This window comes from Paraglaciecola aquimarina, assembly GCF_032464635.1.
Classification (GTDB): Bacteria; Pseudomonadota; Gammaproteobacteria; order Enterobacterales; family Alteromonadaceae; genus Paraglaciecola; species Paraglaciecola aquimarina.
This window is the reverse complement of the sequence record NZ_JAWDIO010000002.1, coordinates 3746602-3773444: the sequence shown is the minus strand read 5'-3', so window position 1 is coordinate 3773444 and position 26843 is coordinate 3746602. Positions and strand designations below refer to the sequence as shown.

Here is a 26843-nt window from a genome sequence, read left to right as displayed (position 1 = left end):
CTATAATCTATTAATTAATGGTAATGTTAAGTGATTCAGCTATAAATTCCCATATTTGTCACATATTTTGGTTTGCCGGTCGAAAGACCAACAGGAGAGTTCTTGAGTTTGTATAAAATTAATGAAGTGTTTGAATCGTTGCAAGGTGAGGGCAGTTATACTGGTTTACCTTCAATTTTTGTGAGGTTACAAGGTTGCCCTGTAGGGTGTCCATGGTGCGATACCCAGCATACTTGGACGATTGATCCTGAGTCTGAGCTCAGCAGTGCTGAGGTGATGGCACAAAATACAGAGTCGAGCAATTGGTTTGAACAAAGCGTGGAGCAACTTATACAGTTGTTTGCCGACCAAGGTTATGTGGCAAAACATGTAGTGATTACAGGTGGAGAGCCATGTTTATACGATCTTAGTGCTATTACGACTCGTCTTATTGATGACGGTTATTCCGTGCAAATAGAAACCAGTGGCACTTACGAGATCATCGCTCATGCCGACACTTGGGTAACAGTCTCGCCAAAGGTTAATATGCCGGGAGGAAAGCCCGTTTTAAAGAGTGCCATGTTAAGAGCAAATGAAATTAAACACCCAATAGCTATGCAAAAGCATGTAGAAGAACTGGATCAAGTACTATTGTTGTTAGGTGATAGCCCTATTCCTAACGTGTACTTGCAGCCTATAAGCCAACAAAAAAGAGCGACAGAGCTTGCAATAAAAACCTGTATAGCGCGTAATTGGCGTTTGTCGTTACAAACTCATAAATTTATCGGCATTGAGTAAATAGATTTTCTAGTTATGGCTAGTCTGAGAGTGAATAAAAATGTGCTGTAAACAAGGTGTGCTGTCATTCATTAAACTAGGCTTATTTGGTTTGCTTTTATGTTGTGTTGATGTCTTCGCTGCAACGTGGCTGATCACCTATCCTAAACCGAGCTCGGAGAGCGATAGAAGTTCTGACTACCCCCTTAAAGTGTTAACTCTGGCTCTTGAACAAACAGGGGTGAAATATGAACTTGTGCCGTCCAGAAAATTCTACACTCAGGGTAAAAACTTAATCAGGCTAAAAGACAACCGAGAAATTAACGTTGTTTGGAGTATGACCGATAAGCAGCGAGAGCAAGATCTATTACCTATTCGTATCCCTTTGTACAAGGGGTTGATTGGCTGGCGTTTATTCTTGATCCGAGAGGATATGGCTGAACGCTTTAAATACATTCAAAAATTAGAACATTTACAAAAACTGTCACCTATTCAAGGCAGTGATTGGCCTGACACCAAAATATTACAATCAAACAATTTTAATGTTATCACTAACAGAGATCATGAAGAATTAGCGAGAATGTTATCTAATGCGCAGGGAGATTTTTTCCCGCGTTCTATGCTTGAAATTTGGGACGAAGTAGCAAGTTTTCGTTCTTCGAATAAAGTGATCATTCAGCCATCCTTAGGTTTCTACTATCCCACGGCATTTTACTTTTTTGTTAATTCAAAAAGTACACCTCTCGCTCACTTAATCACTACAGGATTAGAGAAAGCGATTAAAAATGGTGAGTTTGAGGCATTGTTTCTAGAAACTTATCATGACTATATTGAGAAAAGTAATATTCAAAAACGCAAAATGTACTTATTGGAAAATACGTTTTTACCTGCTGAAACTCCCTTAGATAGAAAAGAGTTGTGGTTTGATGCCCATGCTGATTAAAAAGACCTTGTCATACCAACCTGCAATGATCAGTCGCCCTTTACATGGGCTGAATCAAGGCGCTTTAATACAGGAATAGTGAGTCGGTATTTGAAAGGGAATAACCATTCCTTCAAACCGCCGCTTTGTTGAAAAAATCGCTGGACGCATTCAATGGGCTCACTTATCAATAGGGATGGGTATAAAGCCATCATCTGACTCGGCTAAATCATTGAATTGGCGCAGAGGCAAGTTACAAAAAAGCGGCTGTTGTCAGCCGCTTTTTGTAATATCAAGATGCATGAATATTATTGCTTTTTGATCACTTTAACGTTCATTTCTTCAACTTTCTTATCTGATAACAGAGAAGGAGCGTTAAACAGTAAGTCTTCACTGGTCCCTGTTTTTGGGAATACCATGACTTCACGGATAGAATTTTTCTTACCCAACAGCATCATCAGGCGATCAATACCCATAGGCAATGCCACCATGTGGTGGTGCGCCATAATGGAATGCTTTGTATAAAGTACCAACGCTTTTCAGCATGTCGTCTTTGTTGTATCCCATATTCTTATACGTCGCTTCTAATATCTCAGGTTTATGAGCACGGACTGAGCCCCCTCCAATTTCATAACCATTGAGTACTAAATCGTATTGCTGGGCGATGATAGTGCCGATCTCATCTTCTTTACCATTCATGTGTTTTTCTATGTCGTCAATAGCTGGCATTGAGAACGGATTATGCGTAAAGGTCCATCTATCATCATCTGTTTTTTCAAACATAGGGAAGTCGACTACCCAAGCAGGTCTAAGCTCTTTGGGGTCGATTAACTTAAGCATCTTGCCAAGCTCTTGACGCACCACATCTAAGGCTTTGTTTGCCACGGCATAACTGGCTGCTGAGAAAAACACCACGTCGCCCACTTGAGCATTACTTGCGGCAATAATTTTTGCGGCAATGTCTTCCCCTAAAAACTTAATGATAGGTGATTGCAGGTCGTTTTCGTTGACAAATATGTAGGCTAGCCCCCCAGGCCGTTTTGCTGGGCTAGGGCTGTAAGGTTTTCGATTTGCCCTTTGGATAAACGTTTACCGCCTTGTTCTTCAGCAGAGACCTTAATACATTTAACGATACCACCTTGTTCAATAGGCTTACTAAATACTTGGAAGCTAGTATCTTTAACAATATCGGTGATGTCTTGCATTTGTAGGCCAAAACGCAAATCTGGGCGATCGCAACCGTATTTATCCATAGCTTCTTTGTAGGTGATGACCGCAAAGTCATGTAATTTCCACTTTTTGCCGTAAATTTTCCTGACTACTGTATTGAACATCTTAGTGTTCAAGTCGATGATGTCTTGCATGCTGGCATAAGCCATCTCAATGTCTAACTGGGTGAACTCTGGTTGACGATCTCCCCTTGAATCTTCGTCACGGAAACAGCGCGCCACTTGGAAATATTTTTCATAACCACTGACCATGATCATTTGTTTAAACTGCTGAGGAGCTTGTGGCAACGTATAAAAAGCGCCGGCTTCTTTGCGGCTAGGGACAATAAACTCGCGTGCTCCTTCGTCTGTACCAGCACTTAGAATAGGGGTTTCCATTTCTAAGAAGCCTTCTTCATCAAGCATATCTCTGATGAGTTTAATCACCTTATGGCGATCTATAATGACTTTACGCACTTCTTTGTTTCTGTGATCGAGATATTTGTGCTGGAAACGAATGTTTTCGCTGGTTTTTGTGGCTCTGGCGATTTCAAACGGCAAACTTCTTGAGAGGTTTAATATCTCCAACTTTGACGTTTCTAGTTCTATAGTGCCCGTTCTCAGGCCTAGGTTGTAATCGTCTTCTCTACGCTGCACAACTATACCTGTAGCGGCAATAACTGATTCAGCTTTTAAGGTAACCAACTCATCGAAATTAGGAAAGCTCTCGCGACTCAAACGTACTTGGAATATTTGATAGCTAGAATCACGTAAATCGATGAACATTAAATCACCGTGGTCCCGCACACTGGCTACCCAACCCGACAAGGTCACTTCTTCAGAGATGGAATTTTCTGATAAGTCAGAGATTTTATGGGTACGATAATGATCTTTTACGATAAGCGGGGTTTCTGGCAGTTTTTCTTCCGCTTGTTTAACACTTTGCTTGTCGCCGCCTTTTGACGTGTTTTGGGCCGCGCTTTGGGCATTGTCGTCAGAAGCTGAATTATCAGTGCCACCAGAGGCATTAACCGCTTTTAATATACCTTCACGAATAACTTTTCCTGAAGCACCTTTACCAATAATGGCGATAACTTTTCCAACCAATATGCCGGCTTTACCTTGGTTACCCGCTTTTATGTCAGCGGCAATGGCTGCATTTTGCTCGATAACGGTATTGATGGCATCCACTATTTGATCTTCAGAAATACTGTTTTCTTGGAAGTATTTTTTATAGTTAAACGTCGCATCTTTTAAATATTCGCTAACGGCTTTTTGTACCAATACCGAGTTAACTTTGCCGTCTTTAAACTGGGCAAAAATATTAGTAAGCACAGCTGTGTCATGAATATTTTTGTAGTCGTCTGCAGGGATAACATTGACTAAAGTACGGGCAATAAATAAAGGATCTTTTAGGACGTTGTTGATATCCATAAAGGTTTTAGCACGCACCGATTCGGCGGTGAAAAACTTAGCGTCTTGAGGAACCACGCCGCCTTCAATCAAGATAGACTCAATGGCAAAAGGTAGCGTGGCTAAATCCACTTTAATAGTGTCAACTACTTGTGAAATATCGACAAATGGCAAATCAGGCTCAGAGATAAAACGGTAATCCGCTTCAAACTCTTTTTTACGCATGGTTTTGGTTTGTTTCAGATCTTCGTCCCATAACACTGTGGTTTGGTCAGGGCGAAATACATTGTTTTCAATGTAATAGTTTAGCTGTTTTTCAACTTCTTCTTTTAACGATTCCACCATAAACTTAAAGGAGTTCAAGTTTTTGATTTCAGTACGTGGATTGAGCGCCTGAGTATTTCTTTTACGTAAAGACACAGATACATCTGACTTAAACTCACCTTTTTCAAGGTTGGCTTCAGATATACCAATACCTTGCACTATGCGCTGAATGTATTGCGCATAGGTAGAGGCATCTTCTATGTTTCGCACACAAGGATCGGTGACGATTTCGATTAGTGGCACGCCAGCTTTATTGAAGTCTACCAAAGAAACATCGCGCTCGTGCATCAGTTTGGCAGCATCTTCTTCGATATGTACTTGAGTTAAACTAACAGTGAATTGTGAGCCATCTTTACGGAAACAAGACACCTCACCATTTGGAATAACCGGATTATGAAACTGGGTGATCTGAATGTTTTTCGGGTTATCAGGGTACTCGTAGTGTTTACGATCCCACGATATCACCTGATTGCTAAAAGTAGACTTTACAGCTTTACCAAAATAAATAGCTTTAGTAATAGCCTCTTTGTTGATAGCTGGCAGCACGCCCATTTGTCCGGTACACACAGAGCAAATATTTTGATTCGGTGTATCAGATTCTTCATTAGGACAAGCACAGAATAACTTAGTTTTGGTGTTCAAGCGCACATGAGTTTCAAGACCAATAACCAATTCTAGGTCGTGTTTTTCGAGTAAATCGTTTAAATAATCCAGTTCCATTATCGTTTTTCTTCTAGCAAGTGAGCGAACTGTAAAACACGCTCATCGTCGGTTTTAGCTGCTGTAATTTGAATACCTGTTGCGGTACCTTGAGGCACGGTTAGAGTGGGTAATTGACCCAGACTGAATCCCACTGTGAACGCATCTGACAAATACATGGCCATTGGGTCTTTGAGGCCGTCGCCTACTTTGGGCGGTATGCCGGGGGTTACCGGTGATAACACAATATCTACATCATCAAAAAAGCGTTCGAAATCAGTCGAAATTTTATCTCGAACAGCCAAGCTTTTAAGATAAATAGCGTCTGAAAAACCTTGAGATAACACTTGGTTGCCACCAACAATTCTACGTTTACTCTCTTCTGAGAAATTCTCAGAGCGAGTCACTGCATAGCTTTCAATCAAGTTTTCTGCGCTAATACGATTACCGTAGTTGGACCCATCAAGTCGCGATAAATTGGAGGCTGTTTCTGCCATCGCCAATATGTAGTAGGTGGACACCAATGTGTCTGCATCTAAGAAATCGAGCGGTTTAACCTCAATACCTTTGGCTTTAATTTTGTCTAGGGTATCCATAAAGTCAGCTTTTATGGAAGGATCCATCGCATCGTTATCGATAAGATTTTTGAAATAACCAACTGTTTTAATACCGCCAGTATGGCTGAGTGATGCTTCGTCGATTGGCACGGATTCATAAGTGGTTTGATCTTTTACGTCTTTGCCGCTTATGGTGTTAAGCACAATACAAATATCTTCTACGCTTTTGGCCAATGGACCCACGCAATCGGTTGAGGAGGCATAGGCCATTAAGCCATACCGAGAGATACGACCGTAAGTCGGTTTTAAACCATATACGCCATTGTAACCAGCCGGTTGACGCACCGAGCCACCCGTATCACCACCGATAGAAAATACCGTGAAATCCTTCGCTACGTTTACCGCTGAACCGCCACTTGAGCCACCTGCTACTAATGCCGAATCTTTGGCGTTGTTGACTGGACCAAAAATACTATTTTCGTTTGACGAACCATGACCAAAACTATCACAGTTTTCTTTTACAATTGGAATCGCCCCCGCATCGATAAGCTTCTGAATAGCACTGGCGGTATAAGCTGATTTGTATTGTTTTAAAAACGTTGAACTGGCAGTGGTATAAGTTCCTTGCAGCATGAAGACATCTTTGACTCCAAAAGGAATGCCTTCAAGTAATCCAATGCTTTCGCCTTTAGCAATTTTGCTATCTACTGCTTGCGCGCGCTCTAGTGCGTATGAATCAAGCAATGAATTAACACTACCGTGGGAGTTTTGTTTCAGCAAATCGAGTCGTTGCTGAATTAAATCAACACAGCTAATTTGCTTGCTGACCAATTGTTGATGAATGTGTTTTATTTGAGATTGCATAGGTTAGGCTTCTATTACTTTTGCCACGACTAAATAGCCATTTTTTTCTTGAGGAAAGTTTTCAATTATCAGTTGTTTTTCTAGTTCGCTTGCTTTGACTACCGTGTCTTCTCTGAGATGCTCAATGGCGACTGGTTTTTTATTGCTATTGCCTGACGCACTAGCGGTAGATAAATCAGCATTTTTAATTACTTCAAATAACGTGTTTATGGTCTCAGAGGGCTTTGCGCCCTTAATACTCGACAATACATCGACAGTCATAATTTTATTCATTGTTATTTCTTTACCTTGTGTGGCATTGCGTGCAAACAGCACATCCAACTAACCAAAAAAACCTTCCGAAACTTGGAAGGTTTTTTGTTTGTTAATATTGATAAACCTTCCGGACCTAATAGTGTAGATTATTGCCATTCCAATTATTATTTTGCGCGTTATTTAACATTGAATTAGCTTCTACTAAGTTTAGGTAAGGTTGAATTGCGTAGGAGTATACACTAATTCCTACGCCAACTTTACAATTTTTTAATGGCAAATTGGAGTCAAGTTTTTTCGCCAAGCAAGCGCTACTTGCGCTAAGCATTTGTGGGGGCGGGAGGAGACCTCCGGCTACCCGATTATGGCTCGTAAATCACCTTAGGTGACATTTGGAATTGTTTATGTGATAACTGCATCTTATATACAGCGATACCTTTTTCCATACCTATTTCAACCAACTTTTTCTCAGAATCAGCCTGTGCTAGTGCTCCAATGTATATCGCTTTGACTTTTGGGCACGGTTGATTGAAAGACGATTCATTAGGTCCGCTGAGAATTATTAAACGCCACTCTTGCTCATATGCCCAATCCAATGCTTTATGAATAGATGCAATAACTCCCAACATGTTACTTGATATTCCGCCTCTCAGCCCTTCCTCGAAAAACGCTGAAGCATCAAATAATTTGTCATCATAAATTACAGGCCACAACATTCTTGTAAGCACGTATTCAATTGGTAGCGCACCAAAGTCATATTCCATCACGAACCCACTATGCTCTTTGGCGTAGTGGGACCACATAAGCATAGAGTCACTGCGCTCACTCAACGAGCACACTTTGTAGCCAGATTTTAGAACTCGATTGAATTCCATGTTCATCTGCTCTACGTTCTCTTGGGTGTTCGAGTTTAAGAATCTATAAAATTTATCTTCCGAATATTTCCAATCTGTCTTTTCATGGGCAAGTTTTGCTAACAACCTCTTTGGCTCGCTGGATTTTTTTAGTGACTCAATCTCGTTAACTGTTAAAAACTGAAACAGCCCTTTATCACCTTGTTCTTCAATGGAGCGGATAAACTCTTGATCAAGTGTCTCTTTTGCATATTCAAAATAAATGGATGTGTCATATGGATCGTTAAATCCGTTAGCGAGAATCACACCAAAGAGTATTGTTTTTTAAGTTGTCTAAACTATATTCCCCAAACTCTCGATACTTGAATAACTTTCTAGGAATGTATCTGTATTTCAGTGCGATGGCTTCATCAATGTTTACTTCTTCTAATCTCGGAGAGAAGAAAAGCTCTCTAAACTTACTAAACCATTCTTTATCTTCCATCCTACCAACTTTAGTTAGAGCCATAACAATTTAGTTAACGACAACTTATCCAATTTCATTCGGGCTATTTTTTATACGGTCCATAAGGTATTCATTTATAACGAATAACGCCTTTAGGTGCAAAACATACTTATTGAAATACGACATTTGTCGTTGATCTGCTGTTAATGGACAAAACAGCCAACCTGCAATAGGTAAGGTGAATTTTTTGCTGATTTAAAGAATGGATTCCGGCTCAAAAGACTACCGGAATGACGCTAGGGAAATACGATAAAGGGTGATGATTTTCTACCGTACCGATAAACGTAAATGATGCATTTTTTTACATAACTTCTATTAGGACACCCATCAGAATTTGATAAATCACAGATTTATACTAGGCTATCGTTAAGCGGTTGTGCTTGTGTTCATTCATTTTCGGATGCGTTATGACTCAGAAAAGAGCCAGTTTAATCAGTTTATCAGATACCCCATTTTATCATTGTGTGTCTCGTTGTGTGCGCCGTTCATTTTTGTGTGGCGTTGACCATTATTCAGGGCAAAATTATGAGCACAGGCGGGCTTGGGTAGAGGAGCGCTTGTTGTTTTTGTCTTCGGTGTTTGCCATTGATATTTGAAACTTCTATTAGGACACCCATAACTTCTATAACTTCTATTAGGACACCCATCACAATTTGATAAATCGTAGATTTATACTAGGCTATCGTTAAGCGGTTGTGCTTGTGTTTATTCATTTTCGGAGGCGTTATGACTCAGAAAAGAGCCAGTTTAATCAGTTTATCAGACACCCCATTTTATCATTGTGTGTCTCGTTGTGTGCGCCGTTCATTCTTGTGTGGCGTTGACCATTATTCAGGGCAAAATTATGAGCACAGGCGGGCTTGGGTAGAGGAGCGCTTGTTGTTTTTGTCTTCGGTGTTTGCCATTGATATTTGTGCTTATGCGGTGATGAGCAATCACGTACATGTGGTGTTGCATGTAGATGTAGATAAGGCGCTAAATTGGTCAAATAAACAGGTATTAGCGTTGTGGCATACGCTCTATAAGGGGACGTTGTTGACCCAGAGGTTTATGCGAGATGATGAGCTAACAAAAAGTGAAATGCATACTCTTGAAGACACCATTGCGGTTTATCGCCAGCGTTTGCACGACATCAGTTGGCTCATGCGCAATCTCAACGAGCACATCGCCCGAGAAGCCAACAAAGAGGACGAGTGCACTGGCAGGTTCTGGGAAGGGCGGTTTAAATCACAAGCTCTGTTAGATAACAGAGCTTTACTAGCCTGCATGGCCTATGTGGATTTAAATCCCATTCGCACAAAAATAGCGACAACCCCTGAAAACTCCCATCACACCAGCATTCAAAAACGCATTCACGCGTTGAAAACTAACCAACACCCACCCCACACGCTGTTGCCATTTGTGGGTAACCCTAGGCAAAACATGCCCAAAGGCATTTCATTCTCATTAAAAGATTACTGCGAACTAGTGGATATAACAGGCCGTGTCATTCGCGAAGATAAACAAGGTCATATCGCCACCACCCAACCAGCAATATTACAAAGATTGGGGCTATCAGATGCACAATGGCTCACCCTTACCACAGAGTTCGAACAACACTTTTGTTATGCCGTTGGCTCAGAGCACATGATGCGACAATTTGCTGAGCATACTGGTCATCAACGCATGCGGGGCATGTGTACATCGAAGACATTACTCAAACGAGCATAGTTTACTCACATCCATTTGAATCTATTATCGCAAGGTAAGAATAAGCGTACCCGCAAAACGCGTAAATACACAAATATCTGCAGTTATCCTCTTCAAAACCCTCATTTCTAAAATATACGAGGTGAATATAAGTGAGTGACAGTTTTGCTGCACTTTCTAAGTCGCCATTTGCAGTGTATTTATTTATGTTGGGTGTCTAGTTAATGAAATTTAACGAGAAGTTTAGGGATAGTCAGCTAGTGTGATTTAAAAGAGCTGACTTCCCCCGATGTGTATAAGGATATTATTAGTAGCAACGAAAGTGATTTTTATCGTTGAAATTCACTGTTTTTGTTCCACTTCGGCCAATCGTTTGAATTAACTAGGTCGTAGCCCACTTCAAATAATAATTGTGCATCTTGTTGAATACCCGATGAATCCCATTTCTCACGGAATTGGTCACAGACTTGATGATAACAACCTGTAACTATGACTTGAGTGCGTTTACGGTAGTCGGCTGTTTTAGCGTCGATTGCTTCGTTACCACCTTTAGCGTACAAAGCAGGGACGCCCACTTTGGCGAAATTGAAATGATCGCTACGATAATATGAACCGGCTTCGGGTCGTTCTTCTTGCACTAAGTGCCTGTTTTGTGATTTTGCGGCTTTGCTTAAATATTTTTCTAGTTCAGATTTACCCATGCCAATCACTGCCACGTCTTTAGTTTTACCTAATACACTCATCGCATCCATATTAATATTGGCCACCGTTTGATTGATTGGCACAATGGGGTGTTGAATATAATATTGGGAGCCGAGTAGGCCTTGCTCTTCAGCGGTCACCATCAAAAAAGTGGTTGACCGTTTAGGCCTAGTGCTTAATTCTGAGAAAGATTTAGCTATGGCTAAACTAGCTGCAAGTCCAGTCCCATTATCGTGAGCACCATTGTATATTTGATCGCCTAGTTTGCTGTCGTCTTTGCCTAAATGATCCCAATGAGCTGTATAAATGAGGTGTTCGTTTGGCGCTTTAGTACCTGGAAGGGTTGCCATGACGTTGTAGCTAGTTGATTTTTGAAGTGGCTATTCACCGTGACCGAAGCGCTAGCATTGAGATTTTGATGATAGTTAGTGGCATTCGCTTTTTGTTTTTCAGTCAAAAAATCTAAGCCAGCATCGGCGAACACTTTTTTTGCACTGTCTAAGGTTAACCAGCCTTCAACTGCCACTCTGTCTGCATTGCCATTTTCAGAGACTAGACCATATTGTGGACCACTCCAGCTGTTAGCCACAACCGACCAGCCATACGATGCCGGTTTGGTCTCGTGCACAATGAATGCGCCTGCTGCACCTTGACGACTTGCTTCTTCATACTTGTAGGTCCAACGTCCGTAGTAGGTCATGGTTTTGCCTTGGAATAATCCACTTTCAGGGTTTTCAAAGTCAGGATCATTGACCAAAATAACAACGGTTTTACCTTTTACATCTAGACCTGAATAATCATTCCAGTCATATTCAGGGGCATTTATTCCGTACCCAACAAATACTAGCTCAGAGTTTTTTAGTTCGACTTTGCTTAGCTCACGCTTAGTTGAAGCCATCATTTGCTCTTTGTACACAAATTGATTATTGCCAATGGTCATCACCATGTCTGGCTCAGCTGTTATTTCGACTAAATTAACCGCTTGTAAATAACTGCCGCCATTGCCCGGTTGATAGCCAAACTGCTTAAACTGATTGACTAAATAATCTAAGGTTTTCTGCTCGCCGGCAGTGGTAGGCAATCGTCCTTCAAACTCATCAGAGGCTAACGTTTTAATATGTGTCTTAATATCTTTAGTGTTAATAGCATCATAGACTTGCATAAAATTATCGGTCATCGCTGAAGCCGTTGGTGTTTTATCCTCGCATGATGAAAACAACAACGCGCAGAGCAAGCACAATATAGTGAGTTTAAAATAAGTATTCATAAATTAACTCTTGTCGTTGAAAATTATGCCTTCATTATGAGGCTAGAATTAAATTTTTACATGGTTTTTTATGGAGTGCCTAGTTAATGGCTGAAAAATGGCATGAAGCGTATTTAAATCAATTGTCTATGTTGCCAATGCAGCAGATAGAAGCACATTTTCAACTCAGTAAACTCGCCGATTGGCCGAATGCTGATGGTCTCAATCTGTATCGACAGCAAAGTAACATGGTCGATATAGTCGAGTTTCCTGCATTTGTTTGCCAATCTCAGTTAGCTCAAACAGACGCTTATTATGAACAAATTATTTATCAGCAGAAGCTTATTCCAACTCGGCCTAATAGCTGGCATGATCTATTTAATGGTTTAATTTGGCTGCAATTCCCAAAGACCAAGCAATTGTTGAATGCACTACATGTTGAAGACATCAAGGCATTTGGTTTAACGCCAAGATCCGCAAGACGAAATAGTATTACCCACTTTGATGAGTGTGGAGTGATTATCACTTATGAGAAAAGTCTCGAAGACCTTTCATCTGCTAAACAATTGCTAGCAAAGTTAACAGCCCATCAGTGGCACGAAGTGTTCGTTGAACATAGGAATATGTGGGGGCAGGGGTTACATACCTTTATGTTTGGTCATGCTAACTTAGAGATGTTGTTACAGCCTTTTATTGGATTAACGGGGAAATGGCTAGCGGTTGAAGTACCTCAGGGGTTCTCTGAGTTATGTTATAAACAGCAGATAGCGCAAGTGGATGATGCGCTGCATAGGCACATTAAACAGCAGCAGGTATTTTCGCAAAAAAAGCCTCTGTCTCCCATTCCTTTATTGGGCATCCCTGAATATTGGAATGCCAACAAGTCCCCAAGCTTTTATCAAAATAGTGACTATTTTAGACCTGCTCGGCAGCACAATCGCAAATCGATTAGATAGCGCTGCACTTGAATGAACCAAGATTTTTGAACAAGGTTAGGGTGTGTGGAGACAGTCGTTCCTTTTTCAAATACCGTTTACCGTGCGCGAAATTCGATGGCAGTTTTCGCTCTGAGTACGTTTATTAATTAGCGCAGGCATAAGCTCGAGTTAAAAACTCAGGACTAAAAACCAAACGGCCCAAATCAGTAAAAATGGGCAAGTCGCTATTAGATAAGTTTTACGTAAAGACAATTGAGTCCACTGACTCAAGCCCACAGCAATCAGGTACATAACCCATATTGATTCAATTCGTATGGCTTGTGTGAGTGATGCCCAACTAGAGTCCATGGGTACGCCTAAAATAAAGGCTAACGAAGTGGGCGCTAAATTAACTGGCGACAATTGGGTGTCTGATGCGAATGTTACTATGAGTACGGCAATAATCGAAGTAACAATCGATGGCATACTTACCCACCACGTAAAACCATACCAGTCGGTAAACCCTTGGACGCATTCTTCGTCTGACTTTGTTGCAATATTCAAATACATGGCGAGGACAGCATTTGACAACACAGTTGATAAAAGCACGCCAATAATACTTACTAACAAAATCTGCGGTTGCTGCATGGTTTGCCGCATCATATCAAGTTCGGCTGGGCTAAGGTCTCCAGCAGATGTACTGATCATGAGTTCTCTGTACCAGTTGAAATCTACAAAATTAAAGTAGAAATACATAGGTAAAGTTGACAACACTGAAATAAAAATGAATGGCAACCATGACCAATTGTGTGTTTGAGCAATAGTCGCAAACACTTGATTGGGCTTAATAAATACATCTTTCATTGCCTGAATTGGATTTTGCACGAGTTCCACACATACCTCTTTTATTAGTTCTAAATTGTGAGTTCTAGTAAAAGTGCATTGTTACACAATATTTATTAATAATCGCATGTAAAAAATGAAAGAATGTATAGACTACAAATGTTAAATCTGACAAGCATAGACCAGTGCACTTCTATTGATTAGGAAGCAAAATGATAGAGATAAAACAATTGGCAAAAAAGTTTGCATTAGAAAACCCGAAAAAGCTTAGCGATCAAGAAAAGAAAGATCCTAGACTTAAAGGGCGTTTTTTCCATTCTGTTAAAGAGGTATCGTTTGCTTGTGGTAAAGGTCAAGTGTTAGGGCTATTGGGGCCAAACGGTGCTGGCAAAACGACAACTTTGCGTATGTTATCTACTGCTTTAAAGCCTGATTCTGGTAGCGTGTTTATTGCTGGTGAAAACGTACTGGAAAACCCACTACTTGCTCGTCGAAAAATTGGTTTTTTATCTGGAACAACGGGGTTATATGGCCGGTTAACGGGTCGTGAAAATATCCAATATTTTGCCCGATTGCACGGCTTGCATAAAAGTCTAATTGACATGCGTATTCAGGAATTAGCTGAATTGCTTGATATGCATAGTTTTTTAGATAGGCGCTCGGAACACTTTTCAACAGGTATGAAACAAAAAACAGCCATTGCAAGGGCGGTTATCCATCAACCCGAACTCGTTATTTTAGATGAACCGACAACAGGCTTAGATATTATGGCCGCGCAAACCGTATTGGAATTTATTAGAGGGTTAAAAGCAAAAGGCACACCTGTAATATTTTCAACTCACCATTTAGATGAAGTTAATGAACTATGCGAAAAAGTGGTGGTCATTGATCAAGGTGTCAGTCGCTTTGAAGGCAGTTTACAGCGCTTTAAGGACTTGGCTGATAACTCGTTACACCAGAGCTTTATGGCAGTGATTCAGCCGACTCTAAACGATATACAAGGAGAAGTATGATGTGGTTAGTTTTTCTAAAGAACTAAAAGAGCTACTCAGAGATCGCAAAACCCTTTTCTTCATGATTGCTTTACCTTTGCTGATTTTTCCTGTCATCTTTGGTATTGCAGGATTTGTCGGCAAACAAGCTATCGACAAAGCGGAAACTAAAATACTCAACTATGGGTTAGTGGGCGGCAGTTATGCACCTGAAATTGTTGAAGAGCTTAGTCAACCCGATAAATTTAGAAAAATTGATATGGAAGTGAACGCAGATTATCGCAGTATCATTAGCAATCAAATCGTCGACTTTGTATTGGTTATTCCTGAAAACTACTCAGCACAGGTGCTTAAAAATGGCCAAGCTAATCTTAAACTGTATTTTAATGATGCGGGTTTAAACTTAGTTTATCGTAGAGTAAATGCCATTGTTAACAGTCAAGCTGAGAAATTCAAACAAGTTGCGTTCGAGTCTTTAGGATTAGACGAGCGACAGCAACAAGCCTTGATCAAACCAATTGTCCTAGAAAAAATCAATACCGCAGACAAGCGAGAAAATTGGGGGAAAAAATTGGCGGGATGTTGCCTTATTTGTTATTTATTTTGTGTTTGCAAGGGGCGATGATGCCAGCGGCAGATATTGGCGCGGGAGAAAAAGAACGAGGTACGTTAGAAACCCTATTAATTTCGCCTATAGATCGCAACAAAATAATATTAGGTAAATTCCTAACTATCGCTTTTGCTGGCACTATGACCGCTTTAATCACGGTAGCCAGTATGGCTTTGTGGGGCTTTGTGTTGAGCCAAGGTATGGCAATGAAATTCGTTGCTGATTTTATGGCGCAGATTGGCATGATTGATTTTGTTTTGATCTTTTTAATGCTTGTACCTGTAGTAGCTATTTTTGCTGCGGCATTGTTGAGTATTTCTATTTATGCCAAGAGTTTCAAAGAAGCGCAAAGCTACATGGGACCCATGATGATTTTCGTGATTATTCCGATCATGTTGTCAATCTTGCCGGGTGTCGAATTAACTGGTGGATGGGCATGGGTGCCAATCACCAATGTGTCTTTAGCCATGAAAGAGTTAGTTAAAGGAACAATGGACTATTATCAACTGATTGCCATATTTGGTTCAACCGTTGTAATAGCAGGGGCGTTTTTTGCGTTCTGTATTTATTGGTTTAATAAAGAGAAAGTGTTGTTTAGATAATACGTGGACGGGTAAACAAACTAACGCCGCTATACACAAAAAGAGTGTTACCGAGAAGTTCGGCTTATCTAGGATTCAGGTTAATGAGTATATATGATGACAAACGCCATGGTAGCGAAAAGAGTTTTACTGTTTTGCGGCAGGGAATTGCCGTTATCTGTTGAGCACTGCAAAACATAACCTATCCCGCTTTTATACAATTTTTACCTGTTCTCTTAGCTTGGTATAGTGCTTCGTCAGCTCTTGAAAATAATGAAATTGGGTTGTCGTTTATATCGAAATTTGCTGAGCCAATGCTACATGAAACTTTATGCTTTCTTAATAGGGGCGACTCTTCAATGGCTGCCAAAATTCTTTCAGCAATTAGTTGATTGGTTTGCTCATTGGCTTCTGGCAATAAGCAACAAAATTCATCCCCGCCAAATCGATAGGCGTAGTCTGAATCTCGTAGACATTTTAGAATGGTTTTCGCACTCTCAACCAACACATTGTCACCTTCATTATGTCCATGTTTATCATTGACTTGTTTGAAATTATCCATGTCTAGCATAATTAAGCCGAAGGGAGTTTGATGCCTGTTAGCATGACTCACGAGTCTCATGATGGTTTCTTCGTAACTTGCTCGATTGCCTAATGAGGTCAAAAAGTCCTTCATAGCAAATTGTTTAATCTTGTAGTGGGTCAATGCATTTTTCAAAGGGTACGAAAAGTGAATATGCATTTGTTGTAACACCTGCACATTTCGTAACGACATAGGTTCCGAAAAGCCATAAATAATAGTTGCGACACTATTGTTCATATCCATGCATGTTAGAGTCTTCGAATGTTGATTAGACACTATGTCACCTAAATCTAACAGGTTGTCTTCATACTGGATTTTTAAGCTAGACAACTGTAGGGTAGTTTTCAATTGTTCAAAATAAAGCTCAGCAAGCTCCGATATATCAATAGTCGTGAGTAATTTTTGGATAAATTGATTGAGCTCTAATTGGCTTAGGCCTTGATTAGTTTGCTCTTGGGTGAAAAAACTGTCTCTTATGTTTTCTTGATAAAACTGATTAAGTTGTTCCAAAAGTTATTCCCCGCCAAAAAAATGACTAATTGCTGTATCATAGTGAATATTATTAGGCCAAAAGCAAGTAACGTGCCTAGTCGTAACATAAGCCATAAGGACAATCAAAATATATGCATGGAAACTTAGGAAGTATTCTTATTTTAATGTCTGTAGCCGTGATGGCTGTATGGCTATTTAAACGGATTAACTTACCGCCTATTCTGGCCTACCTATTTTGCGGGATTTTGGCGGGGCCAGATCTTTTAGCGTTGTTTGAACACCCTGAAGATATGCATACGTTTGCCGAATTAGGCATCGTTTTTCTTTTATTTTCTTTAGGCTTAGAATTCTCATTACCTAAAATGTTGGCTATGCGCCATTTAGTTTTTGGCGTGGGTTTAGCGCAAATGCTAATTACTACGCTGGTTTTCATGGGGTTGTCATTGCTTCTCTCATTTGATTATAAAGCGGCACTCGTTATTGGTGGCATGGTTGCTTTGTCATCTACTGCTATTGTTATTAAGCAAACCAGCGACTTAGGTATTTTGAATACATCCAGAGCACAGATAGCCGTTAGTATTTTATTGCTGCAGGATCTGGCTGTGGTGCCATTGTTAATTTTAGTGCCCTTGTTGGCTGCTGACTCAGAACAGAGTTTGGCTGTGGCCATTGCGTTTGCCCTGTTGAAGGGACTTGTCGTGGTGGGCATTTTATTGTCAGTAGGCAAATGGGTATTGCCAAAAGTGTTTAGTGAAGTCGCGCGTACACGTACCGATGAATTGTTTGTGTTGACCACCATCATGGTTGCTCTTATGGCAGCTGGTTTAGCCTTCTCTTTTGGCTTATCAATGGCTCTTGGTGCATTTTTAGCTGGCATGATGTTAGGTGAAAGCCAGTACAAGCATCAGTTAGAAGCAGATATTCGGCCGTTTAGAGATATTTTAATGGGGCTGTTTTTTATCACAATTGGCATGCGTCTAGAGTTACATAATTTACCGGCTCAGCTGCATTGGGCATTGTTAGGCTTAGCTTGCATCGTCACATTAAAGGTACTGATTATTCGCTTCGCCGCTTGGATTTTTAATTTGAACGAAAGCGACTCTTGGGCTGCGGGTTTAAAGCTATGTCAAATGGGTGAGTTTAGTTTTGTGCTTGCAGCTTTGGCTGTTAATCACGATATTCTGACCAGTCAACAAGGTTCATTGTTTTTGACTATTGGCGTCATGAGCATGGCTATTACCCCTGGCTGGTAAACAAAAGTCCGGCATTTGCTAAAGTAATCAGTCGAGAAAAAACTATCGACGGCAGTGTACTTGAGCCAATACCAACCGAGCAGAGCCATGTTTCTGACCATGTGCTTATTTTCGGTTTTGGTCGAGTTGGTCAATCGGTCAGCCGTCTTCTAAAAACTGAAGCAATCCCCTATGTCGTAGTGGATGCTGATCCTGTAAGGGTTCAAGAAAGTAGAAGTGCTGGTGAACCGGTGTATTTTGGCGATGTTAAGCAAAAAGACATTTTACGAGCGGTAGGCATAGAGCGCGCAAAATTAGTATTAATTACCTTTGATCAGCATGAAAAAGCGAAAAGTGTAATTGAGTTGGTTTCTAGCTTATATCCTAAAATGCCGATAGTGGTTCGTACCCGTAAGGATTACCGGATGGAAGAATTGCTCGACTCAGGTGCTACTCAGGTGGTACCCGAAATATTAGAAGGTAGTTTAATGTTACTCACCCAAGTCTTGCAGTTGTCAGGGGTGCCAATGTCCAGAATTATTAAACGAGTGCGGAAAGAGCGAAAAGGGCATTATGGCAATATGCACGGTTTCTTTCCATGGCGGTACCACTGAACTTGATTATGTAAAAAAAGACAAATTAGAATTTATGCATGCGGTCATTTTGACCTCTGATGCTCACGCTGTGGGCAAATCATTGGCAGAGGTAGATCTAGCCAGTATGCATATTTCGTTAAAAGGGTTACGCAGAAATAATAAGGAATTACCAGCGCCAGAGGCCAGCACCGTATTACAAGTTGGCGATGTGTTGGTTATTACAGGCAAACCTATGCGAGTAGAGCAGGCTGAGCGAAAATTGTTGGAAGGGGACTGACTGAGTGGCCTATGTCTATTGATCCCTATTAAGCGCTTTCATCACCTTATTCAAACCGTAAATTTTTAGCTTAGTTTCACCTACCGCTAAATGATTATCGATATATTGAGCAATAAATTAGGGCTTTTGCCGCTTAAGTAATAGAATAGGGGCATTAATTAGCGAATAACTTTTTTCGCCCAAACCTAGAGGAACAATATGATTAATAACGACGTGCTAAGACGAGTTCGTTATATTTTGGATTTTAATGATGCACAAATGATTGAAGTCTTCGCCCAAGCTGATTATCCCGCCACAGTAGAACAATTGCATACGTGGTTGCGTAAAGATGATGATCCTGCCTTTGTCGCTATTACAGATATTCAGATGTCGTTGTTTTTAAACGGCTTAATTAACCTTAAACGAGGTAAGCGTGAGGGAGTAGAAGCGCCAGTTGAGCGCCGTCTGACGAACAATATAATTTTCATGAAACTGAAAATTGCCTTGAATATGCAGGCCGAAGCTATTTTAGAGACGATGGCGTTAAGTGGTTTTAAAATTAGTAAGCATGAGTTAAGTGCCTTATTTAGAAAACCAGAGAATCGTCAATATCGATTATGTAAAGATCAAATTTTGCGTAACTTTTTAACGGGTTTACAAAAGCAAATGCGTGGCGAGTAATACTAGCGGTAAACGGGCAAGGATGCCCGATTAGATCTGTAAAAAATGTCTTAATTCGTCTTTTCTTGCTAGCCCATCCTTTAAGCCTAATTCAATTAACTCCCGACAAAACTCTTTTTCGAACAACAAATAACTCAGTAAGCTAGAGTCTGCTTTGCCGTGCAATCCCAACATGCGCAATAAAATTTTAATACCAGACGGCATACGGTGAAAATGCTTAGCAGCCATTTCGTTAAAGTTTATGCTGGGGTTTATGACTAAACAATCAATGGTCTTTAGATTGGTTAATTGTCTTTGCTTAAAAGTCATATGGGCTATGGTGTTGTTGATCCGTTGAAGCCTCTCTAAATCCGCTTTAAGGGTGTCAGCAAATATCGTATCTAGCAAATGTCCTGCTATGGCGATGCTACTAGGGAAGTGTTGCATATCCGTAAAACGTGAGGTGCGTTCTGGTTGTTCAACGCCTATCACCAGTATCTTCTCGGCGCCTAAATGAATGGCCGGACTTAGGGGGATAATTGATGTACCGAGCCATCACCTAAAAATTCACCGAGCATCTTGATGGGGGAAACAGCATTGGAATAGCCGACGAAGCGATAAGATGTTCTGAGTTTAAGGTACAAGGAATGCCCCGTCTCTGCTCTCGTTTCCAAGCTTTTAAATCGCTGTGGCCTTGGAAAAAACTAATGGAATCGTGACTTGTGTAACTTGACGCGTTAATACTAATGGCGCGTAAATAGCCTCTGGACACATTGGTGTCGATACGTTGAAAGTCCAAGTGTTTGCGAATTAAATGCCGCAAAGGTTGGTTGTTCAATAAGCTAGAAGGTTTCTTTTGGTTTTCTTCTGTTAAGAAGCTTGAAAAAAGTTACTCGCAATATGTTTAAACACGTCACGTACACCGCTGTCATAGACCTGCCTGGTATGAAAGTTTCGCCAAACCCATTCAAGCTTTCTTAGGCCAAGATGAAAACAAGAAGCATAGCAAGCTAGCCCTGTTGCGTTGATTGCACCTGCTGAGTTTCCACAAACAATAGGAAATGGAATGCCTTGATTGCGGGGCAATTGGGTAGCAATAGCTTTTAATACTCCGAGTTGATAAGCCGCTCTAGCTCCACCGCCTGACAACAATAAGGCGTATTGATTTCTTTCTGACAAAGATGAAATTCCTTACAATGTGACAATTTACCCTTCGGCCGCAGCGAATAATTCAACATCTGCGTTAGCTGATTCTATGACAAAATGGCAATGATCCTCAATCTCAATTAGTTGCTTGTCAGTGCGAGTATGGTCATGACTATAGAGTGCCATATGTTTGACATTGCTGGCCATCGCTAATTTCACGTTTTGCTCTGTGATTGTGTGAGTGCAGGCTGGTGGATGGTGTCATTTTTCGTCAAACCACTTGTTTTTGTGTGTCACTGCCTTGCTACGGGAGGGAGTTTACAAAGATAAAAAAGCGCCAGAAGGCGCTTTAGTTGGTATGAGTAAATTACAAAGAGCTGACAAATTCAGGCAATTGTGCGATATCAAGTAAGGTTTTTTCACCTGTGCGTCGATTTTTATACTCGACTTTTTGCTCATCTAAATTACGCTCCCCGATGACAATGGTATGTGGCACGCCAATTAGCTCCATATCATTAAACATGACCCCCGGGCGTTCTTTTCTGTCATCAAACAATACATCAATATTGGCGTCTTGAAGTTGTGAATATAAAGATTCTGCAACCTCCTGAATACGATGAGATTTGTGCATATTCATTGGTATAAGGGCAACTTTAAATGGCGCGATGGCGTCTGGCCAGATGATGCCATACTTGTCATGATTTTGCTCGATGGCTGCCGCTACGATCCTAGATACGCCGATTCCGTAACAACCCATGCTCAAAATTTTATGCTTGCCATTTTCGTCTAGTACGCCACAGTTCATGGCTTGTGAGTATTTATCTCCTAGCTGGAAAATATGGCCTACTTCAATCCCTCGTTTTATTTCTAACTTTCCTTGCCCATCTGGTGATAGATCTCCGCTTACGACAGTGCGAATGTCGGCAACTTGAAATGCCGTTACATCCTTTTCCCAGTTTACCCCAGTGTAATGGAAACCTGTTTCATTCGCGCCACAGACAAAATCAGCTAAGTGTGCTGCTTCTATATCGACAATGACAGGAATGTTTAGTCCTACTGGACCAATCGAGCCAATTGAACAATTCAACTTGTCTTCAATGACCTGTTCATTGGCCATGGTTAAAGGCGAAAATACACCCGCTATTTTTTCGGCTTTTATCTCGTTAAGTTGATGATCGCCACGCAACACAAGTGCGACTAATCCTTGTTGGCCAGTTTCATCTTCTTCGCCTAACACTACCAGTGTTTTAACGGTTTGAATGGCCGCAATATTTAAAAACTCAGAAACTTGCCCAATTGTTTTTTGTTCTGGTGTAGCGATCTTTTCAATACTTTGAATACCGGCTGGGCGTTCACCTGCTGGTGGCAACGCTTTGGCCATTTCGGTGTTGGCAGCATAGTCTGATGTATCGCTAAAGGCGATATCATCTTCTCCGGATCCCGCTAAAACATGAAACTCATGAGAGGCACTACCACCAATAGAACCAGTATCGGCAATAACTGGGCGGTAATCTAAGCCAATACGCTCGAAAATATTGCAGTACGCTTGAAACATATTTTGATAGGTACTTTCTAGACAACTGTCGTCTAAATGGAATGAGTAAGCGTCTTTCATAGTAAATTCGCGACCACGCATAATACCAAAGCGAGGACGAACTTCATCGCGGAATTTGGTTTGTACTTGGTACAAATTCAAAGGTAATTGTTTGTAGCTGCTGACTTCTGTTTTTACCAATGAGGTAATGACTTCTTCGTGAGTTGGACCCAAAACAAAGTCTCGAGAGTTGCGATCTTGAATGCGCAATAACTCAGGACCATACTCGTCCCAGCGGCCAGACTCTTGCCAAAGGTCAGCCGGTTGCACTACAGGCATTAATACTTCGATTGAACCTGCTTTGTTCATTTCTTCTCGAACAATATTGGTGACTTTGTTTAGGACACGTAAACCTGTTGGCAACCATGTATATAGGCCTGAGGCTAGTTTTCTAACCATGCCTGCACGTAACATTAACTGGTGACTAACAACCTCGGCTTCGGCCGGAGTTTCTTTTGTGTAGATAATAAATATTGGCTAGTGCGCATCTATGTTTGGATCTCAAAAAAGGGTTAAAAAACGGCGGCTATTCTATCAGTAGGCTTGCTTTGGCTAAAGCTCTTATTAAGCTTGGCTGTCAATTTTTTCGATGCTGAGCACGTGATTGCATCCATCTTGTACACGCCACTGAATATTTAGGTCATAAAGTGACATGCCATATACCTTGTCACTATGTTGCTGCTTTTGATAAGCAGGTCGTGGATCTTGGGTTAACACTTGGCTAATTAAGTGGCTCAGTTGCGGTAACGACTGCGTATATTTTGCCAATTGTTGGCTGGCTTTTTTGGTAAAGATGACCTGCATATTGTTAGGTTGCTGGTTGGCAAAACCGCCAAAGGCGTGAGGTAAACTGTCTGCATAGGGTATATATGGCTTGATGTCGATGATAGGAGTTTGATCTAGTAGATCAACACCTGATACGTGCAAACTTAGTTGCTTTTTTCAAATTTCACCGAGTCAAACTTAACTACAGACATACCGATGCTATTTGGTCTAAACGTACTGCGAGTCGCAAACACACCCAGTTTTTCGTTGCCACCTAAACGAGGGGGCCTAACTAAGGGCGAATGACCTTGAGCGGCAGTTTGGTGAAAATGAAACAATAGCCATAGGTGACTGAATTGTTCTATGCCCCGCAAATAATTAGGATCATTAAAACACTCATTGAACACTACTTTACCGAAAGCACTTGTCACTAAGCCTGGTTGCCTTGGAATGGCAAATTTTTGTTTGTATGGTGTAAAAATTGTGCCAATTGGCGCGATGTTAAGGCTCATGGTTATAGGTAAGTTTGTTGACAAAGAAAGAGTAATGAGCATGTTTACTGAAACACTGAGTGAGTTCAACTTTTTACGCATAAATTTGTTTAATTCGGCATTAGCAATAAAACAAGGCATTCGATACCATTTACTCAATTAACGTAACGAGTATTTAAAACGTGTCTGACCTTATAGTTTCTAAGCAACAACTGAACTCACATCTTTTTCTTGCCGATTTAGTCCTCAATCAGGGGCTTAAGTATTTTCATCTATCAGATAAAACCGTAACTCCTATATTAGAAAAGCCAAGCCTGCAGCCAGAAATGCAATCTTTGGTAATGTTTGCCGAAGGTTTACATCTTGGGAAAGTATGCCTAGGTAGCGAGGAATCTAACTGATTTTCTAACAATAGAGTATTTTACTATTGTGAAAGCTGAGGGTGTTGCTGGCTTTGCGATTTCTGCACAGGTTAAGGTAATGTCTGAGATAAATTCTTATCCGGCTAAAAGTACTAGTGAGCTAAAACAACATGTAATCGACCTAGCTCAGAGCTTGAGTATTGAATTGTGTTTAGTCGATAACGTGCCGAGTTTACGTCAGCCAGGCTTGTTATTAATGGATATGGATAGCACAGTTATTGCAGTTGAATGTATCGACGAAATTGCGGCTTTAGCTGGCGTGGGCGAACAAGTGGCGTCGGTTACTGCTCAGGCTATGCAAGGTAAGCTAGATTTTGCTCAAAGTTTACGTACCCGCGTCGCTTGTTTAAAAGACTGCGATGAAGCTGTATTGCAGCAAGTACGTCAAGCATTACCCTTAATGCCTGGTATTGCCAACTTGGTTTGCGTGTTGAAAAAGCTAATTGGAAGTTAGCAATTGCCTCTGGTGGTTTTACCTATTTTGCGGATTATCTAGCTCAGCGTCTTGAATTAGATGCAGCGGTAGCTAACCAACTAGAAGTAGTTGACGGAAAATTAACTGGTCAAGTGGCGGGTGGCATTGTTGATGCTCAAGTCAAGGCTCAAACGTTGCTAGAATTAGCGAATAAGTGGGGGATCCCAATTGAGCAAACAATGGCCATGGGTGATGGAGCTAATGACTTGGTCATGATGAGGGCTGCTGCTTTTGGTGTGGCTTGTCATGCTAAGCCAGTTGTTCGTCAGCAAGCCGATATTTCGATTAGTAAAGGATCGTTAGATGCATTGATTTGGGTTTTAGCTGCGCAGCAATAATGTCTTTAGGGGACGAGTCTCGTCCCTATATCTAAATGAAAATAGGCGAAATCAGCAATAGAGCCCTAAAAAGTAAAAATAAATAAAAGTGAGCAAACACAGCTCCCCCAATTAAGACACCCATGACAAGATCGAGCTTTACCCCCAATACTCAAATAATACTCACTCAAATAACAACACTCAAATAATGCACTCAAATAACAACACTCAAATAAGACATCCATAATAGCAATGGGTCTTGAGCTATCTCAGCTCCCGCTTTTCTAATCCATTCGGTTTAAATTATGCGCCAGACAACCCAATTGACGATGTTTGCGGGTATGATGACGTGATTTTGTGGGGTGTGGTAACTCTCCCAATTGAGACACCCATAGTCGCAATGGCTCTTAAACCATCTCAGGTCCCGCTTTTCTAATCCATTCGGTTTAAATTATGCTTAAAACAACTAAATTGACGATGTTTGCGGGTATGATGACGTGATTTTGTAATACTCAAATAAAATACTCAAATAAGACACCCATAGTCGCAATGGCTCTTAAACCATCTTAGTTCCCGCTTTTCTAATCCATTCGGTTTAAATTATGCTCAAGACAACCCAATTGACGATGTTTGCGGGTATGATGACGAGATTTTGTGGGGTGTGGTGAATGCTAGGCGTGCCTGGCTTCAACAGTGATGTTGATAAAGGTCTGCGAAGTTAGAAAAAGGGCTAAGCGTGTTTGAGTAGGGTTTTGGCTTTACCTATGCCTCGTATTTTTTGATGTTGGGTATGTAGGCTGAAGTTTCGCATTAAATGTTCACTGCCTACAGCGTAACAAAAGTGCTTTTCGAATTCTGTGGTTAAGGTCAACCATTGTTCGTTGTTTAGGCCTAGCCTTTGTAGAATGGGCTGTTGCTGTGTTTCGATTAATCCTGACTTATCATCTCTGATAACACGACCTGTGGTGTCGATGAGGTCGCAGTAATCTTTTAGTGAAAAAGCGATGCCTCTCGGCATGTTTTGCCTGTGGGTTGCCAACAAATGGCATTAAACCTTTGGGTTGCTGGTGGTGTCTCAAAGCTTGTATCCGAGTTTGAATACTGGTGTGGTCAGAGTCCTCAGGTGTGTTGGCCATATTGGCGCGAATGGGGTTTAAGTCCACGTAAGCCATGCAGGCCAGTAGGGCTGATTTATCGAGTAGTGCTTGAGACTTAAACCGTCCTTCCCAGAATCTGCCTGTGCAGGAATCTTCTTTGTTGGCTTCTCGGGCTATGTACTCATTAAGATTACGCATCAACCAACTGATGTCATACAAACGCAGCCGGTAAATTTCAACGGTTTCTAGAAGGGTATGCCGCTCACTCTTGCTCAACGTGTCATCTCGCATAAACCGCTGCGACAACAAGGTGCCTTTATGCAGTTGATGCCAGCGAACGAGCACTTGTTTCACCGTCCAGCGCTCAGCCAAAGGTTTGTTCACGCACAGCACCACATGAGTGTGATTGCTCATCACCGCATAGGCGCAAATATCAATAGCAAAGATGCGGCTTAAATGAAGCAAGCGTGTTTCAACCCAAGTCCGCCTATGTTCATAGCTCTGGCCTGTCAACGTATCTTCACCACACAAAAATGAACGGCGAACACAGCGTGAAACACAATGATAATAAGGGGTGTCGACTAAACTGATTTGGCTTTTACGAGACTGAGGCATCATGGCCATCCTTGGTTGAGTTACTACCCTTTAGTCTAGTTCAAATTGCGAATTCGTCGAATTTAATTATGGGTGTCTTGATTGGGGGGGGAAGTTCACTTCAGTAGATAATTGGCCGTATTATTCAAATCAATTGGTACTACTGCTAAATTTAGTTCGTGCTAGTAT

General features: G+C 41.1%; 18 protein-coding genes and 8 pseudogenes. 11 read left to right on the top strand and 15 right to left on the bottom strand.

Annotated elements, in window-relative coordinates; translation table 11 throughout:
- Window positions 1-102: 102 nt before the first annotated feature.
- A complete protein-coding gene (gene queE, locus RS130_RS18615) occupies window positions 103-777 on the top strand; it encodes a 7-carboxy-7-deazaguanine synthase QueE (protein WP_316027167.1) in 675 nt (224 codons plus the stop codon).
- A 40-nt stretch (window positions 778-817) separates the two neighbouring features.
- The gene (locus tag RS130_RS18610; RefSeq protein ID WP_316027166.1) at window positions 818-1699 is read left to right on the top strand and encodes an amino acid ABC transporter substrate-binding protein; all 882 of its coding nucleotides are present in this window, start codon (window positions 818-820) and stop codon (window positions 1697-1699) included.
- Window positions 1700-1986: 287 nt separating this feature from the next.
- On the opposite strand, the gene RS130_RS18605 is transcribed toward RS130_RS18610, so the two are convergent.
- The 7 genes from RS130_RS18605 to RS130_RS18575 form a co-directional block, all read right to left on the bottom strand.
- Entirely contained in the window at window positions 1987-2154 is a 168-nt protein-coding gene (locus RS130_RS18605) for an amino acid--tRNA ligase-related protein (RefSeq protein ID WP_316027165.1), read from the bottom strand.
- Complete coding sequence (locus RS130_RS18600) at window positions 2144-2659, bottom strand: amino acid--tRNA ligase-related protein (RefSeq protein ID WP_428982869.1); 516 nt, start codon at window positions 2657-2659, stop codon at window positions 2144-2146. The genes RS130_RS18605 and RS130_RS18600 overlap by 11 nt, the downstream gene beginning before the upstream one ends.
- 41 nt (window positions 2660-2700) lie before the next feature.
- Entirely contained in the window at window positions 2701-5343 is a 2643-nt protein-coding gene (aspS, locus tag RS130_RS18595) for an aspartate--tRNA ligase (protein WP_316027163.1), read from the bottom strand.
- Window positions 5343-6743 (bottom strand): amidase, encoded by a 1401-nt coding sequence (locus RS130_RS18590; protein WP_316027162.1) that lies wholly within the window; start codon window positions 6741-6743, stop codon window positions 5343-5345. Before RS130_RS18590 ends, aspS begins: the two co-directional genes overlap by 1 nt.
- A gap of 3 nt (window positions 6744-6746) precedes the next feature.
- The gene (locus RS130_RS18585; RefSeq protein ID WP_316027161.1) at window positions 6747-7016 is read right to left on the bottom strand and encodes a hypothetical protein; all 270 of its coding nucleotides are present in this window, start codon (window positions 7014-7016) and stop codon (window positions 6747-6749) included.
- Between the two features lie 341 nt (window positions 7017-7357).
- Entirely contained in the window at window positions 7358-8155 is a 798-nt protein-coding gene (locus RS130_RS18580) for a DUF2971 domain-containing protein (protein WP_316027160.1), read from the bottom strand.
- Window positions 8142-8357, bottom strand: coding sequence for a hypothetical protein (locus RS130_RS18575; RefSeq protein WP_316027159.1), 216 nt, complete (start codon window positions 8355-8357; stop codon window positions 8142-8144). The genes RS130_RS18580 and RS130_RS18575 overlap by 14 nt, the downstream gene beginning before the upstream one ends.
- Before the next feature lie 404 nt (window positions 8358-8761).
- Between RS130_RS18575 and RS130_RS18570 the strand changes: the two are divergent.
- Together RS130_RS18570 and RS130_RS18565 are read left to right on the top strand one after the other, a co-directional pair.
- A pseudogene (locus RS130_RS18570) lies at window positions 8762-8947 on the top strand (transposase); the annotation flags it as partial.
- 133 nt (window positions 8948-9080) lie between these two features.
- Window positions 9081-10064 carry a transposase gene (locus tag RS130_RS18565; protein ID WP_316025918.1) on the top strand — a complete coding sequence of 328 codons (984 nt, stop codon included), beginning with the start codon at window positions 9081-9083 and terminating at the stop codon, window positions 10062-10064.
- Between the two features lie 308 nt (window positions 10065-10372).
- On the opposite strand, the pseudogene RS130_RS18560 reads toward RS130_RS18565, so the two are convergent.
- Window positions 10373-12012, bottom strand: a pseudogene (locus RS130_RS18560) (M28 family metallopeptidase).
- Between the two features lie 86 nt (window positions 12013-12098).
- Here RS130_RS18560 and RS130_RS18555 point away from each other — a divergent pair.
- Entirely contained in the window at window positions 12099-12947 is an 849-nt protein-coding gene (locus tag RS130_RS18555) for a DUF3025 domain-containing protein (protein ID WP_316027158.1), read from the top strand.
- A 150-nt stretch (window positions 12948-13097) separates the two neighbouring features.
- Here RS130_RS18555 and RS130_RS18550 read toward each other — a convergent pair whose 3' ends face one another.
- The gene (locus RS130_RS18550) at window positions 13098-13802 is read right to left on the bottom strand and encodes a YIP1 family protein (protein WP_316027157.1); all 705 of its coding nucleotides are present in this window, start codon (window positions 13800-13802) and stop codon (window positions 13098-13100) included.
- Between the two features lie 161 nt (window positions 13803-13963).
- Between RS130_RS18550 and RS130_RS18545 the strand changes: the two genes are divergently transcribed.
- Entirely contained in the window at window positions 13964-14764 is an 801-nt protein-coding gene (locus RS130_RS18545) for an ATP-binding cassette domain-containing protein (protein WP_316027156.1), read from the top strand.
- Window positions 14764-15955: pseudogene (locus RS130_RS23925) on the top strand (ABC transporter permease). The gene RS130_RS18545 and the pseudogene RS130_RS23925 overlap by 1 nt, the downstream one beginning before the upstream one ends.
- Before the next feature lie 181 nt (window positions 15956-16136).
- Here the strand turns inward: RS130_RS23925 and RS130_RS18530 are convergent.
- Complete coding sequence (locus tag RS130_RS18530; RefSeq protein WP_316027153.1) at window positions 16137-17027, bottom strand: GGDEF domain-containing protein; 891 nt, start codon at window positions 17025-17027, stop codon at window positions 16137-16139.
- 113 nt (window positions 17028-17140) lie between these two features.
- On the opposite strand from RS130_RS18530, the pseudogene RS130_RS18525 reads away from it, so the two are divergent.
- Window positions 17141-19114 (top strand): annotated as a pseudogene (locus tag RS130_RS18525) (monovalent cation:proton antiporter family protein).
- A gap of 198 nt (window positions 19115-19312) precedes the next feature.
- Complete coding sequence (locus tag RS130_RS18520; protein ID WP_316027152.1) at window positions 19313-19774, top strand: YehS family protein; 462 nt, start codon at window positions 19313-19315, stop codon at window positions 19772-19774.
- A 30-nt stretch (window positions 19775-19804) separates the two neighbouring features.
- Here RS130_RS18520 and RS130_RS18515 read toward each other — a convergent pair.
- The 4 genes and pseudogenes from RS130_RS18515 to tsaA all read right to left on the bottom strand — a co-directional run bounded on the left by RS130_RS18515 (window position 19805) and on the right by tsaA (window position 23770).
- Window positions 19805-20932 (bottom strand): annotated as a pseudogene (locus RS130_RS18515) (patatin-like phospholipase family protein).
- A 27-nt stretch (window positions 20933-20959) separates the two neighbouring features.
- Window positions 20960-21118: a hypothetical protein gene (locus RS130_RS18510; protein ID WP_316027151.1), complete on the bottom strand. Its 159-nt coding sequence runs from the start codon at window positions 21116-21118 to the stop codon at window positions 20960-20962.
- 148 nt (window positions 21119-21266) lie between these two features.
- Window positions 21267-22981, bottom strand: a pseudogene (locus RS130_RS18505) (proline--tRNA ligase).
- 76 nt (window positions 22982-23057) lie between these two features.
- A pseudogene (gene tsaA / locus RS130_RS18500) lies at window positions 23058-23770 on the bottom strand (tRNA (N6-threonylcarbamoyladenosine(37)-N6)-methyltransferase TrmO).
- 459 nt (window positions 23771-24229) lie between these two features.
- On the opposite strand from tsaA, the gene RS130_RS23920 reads away from it, so the two are divergent.
- Window positions 24230-24625, top strand: a complete 396-nt coding sequence (locus RS130_RS23920) for a phosphoserine phosphatase SerB (protein WP_428982806.1) — start codon at window positions 24230-24232, stop codon at window positions 24623-24625.
- Complete coding sequence (gene serB, locus RS130_RS23915; RefSeq protein ID WP_428982805.1) at window positions 24595-24984, top strand: phosphoserine phosphatase SerB; 390 nt, start codon at window positions 24595-24597, stop codon at window positions 24982-24984. Before RS130_RS23920 ends, serB begins: the two co-directional genes overlap by 31 nt.
- A gap of 709 nt (window positions 24985-25693) precedes the next feature.
- Here serB and RS130_RS18490 read toward each other — a convergent pair.
- Window positions 25694-26675 (bottom strand): annotated as a pseudogene (locus tag RS130_RS18490) (transposase).
- Window positions 26676-26843: the final 168 nt, after the last annotated feature.

Excerpts from the sequence above, each read along its gene's own strand:
- aspS (WP_316027163.1), bottom strand. The coding sequence starts at position 5,343 with ATGGAACTGGATTATTTAAACGATTTACTCGAAAAACACGACCTAGAA.
- RS130_RS18585 (WP_316027161.1), bottom strand. The coding sequence starts at position 7,016 with ATGAATAAAATTATGACTGTCGATGTATTGTCGAGTATTAAGGGCGCA.
- RS130_RS18545 (WP_316027156.1), top strand. The coding sequence starts at position 13,964 with ATGATAGAGATAAAACAATTGGCAAAAAAGTTTGCATTAGAAAACCCG.
- RS130_RS18590 (WP_316027162.1), bottom strand. The coding sequence starts at position 6,743 with ATGCAATCTCAAATAAAACACATTCATCAACAATTGGTCAGCAAGCAA.
- RS130_RS18605 (WP_316027165.1), bottom strand. The coding sequence starts at position 2,154 with ATGGGTATTGATCGCCTGATGATGCTGTTGGGTAAGAAAAATTCTATC.
- RS130_RS18610 (WP_316027166.1), top strand. The coding sequence starts at position 818 with ATGTGCTGTAAACAAGGTGTGCTGTCATTCATTAAACTAGGCTTATTT.
- RS130_RS18565 (WP_316025918.1), top strand. The coding sequence starts at position 9,081 with ATGACTCAGAAAAGAGCCAGTTTAATCAGTTTATCAGACACCCCATTT.
- RS130_RS23920 (WP_428982806.1), top strand. The coding sequence starts at position 24,230 with ATGTCTGAGATAAATTCTTATCCGGCTAAAAGTACTAGTGAGCTAAAA.
- RS130_RS18555 (WP_316027158.1), top strand. The coding sequence starts at position 12,099 with ATGGCTGAAAAATGGCATGAAGCGTATTTAAATCAATTGTCTATGTTG.
- RS130_RS18520 (WP_316027152.1), top strand. The coding sequence starts at position 19,313 with ATGATTAATAACGACGTGCTAAGACGAGTTCGTTATATTTTGGATTTT.
- RS130_RS18575 (WP_316027159.1), bottom strand. The coding sequence starts at position 8,357 with ATGGCTCTAACTAAAGTTGGTAGGATGGAAGATAAAGAATGGTTTAGT.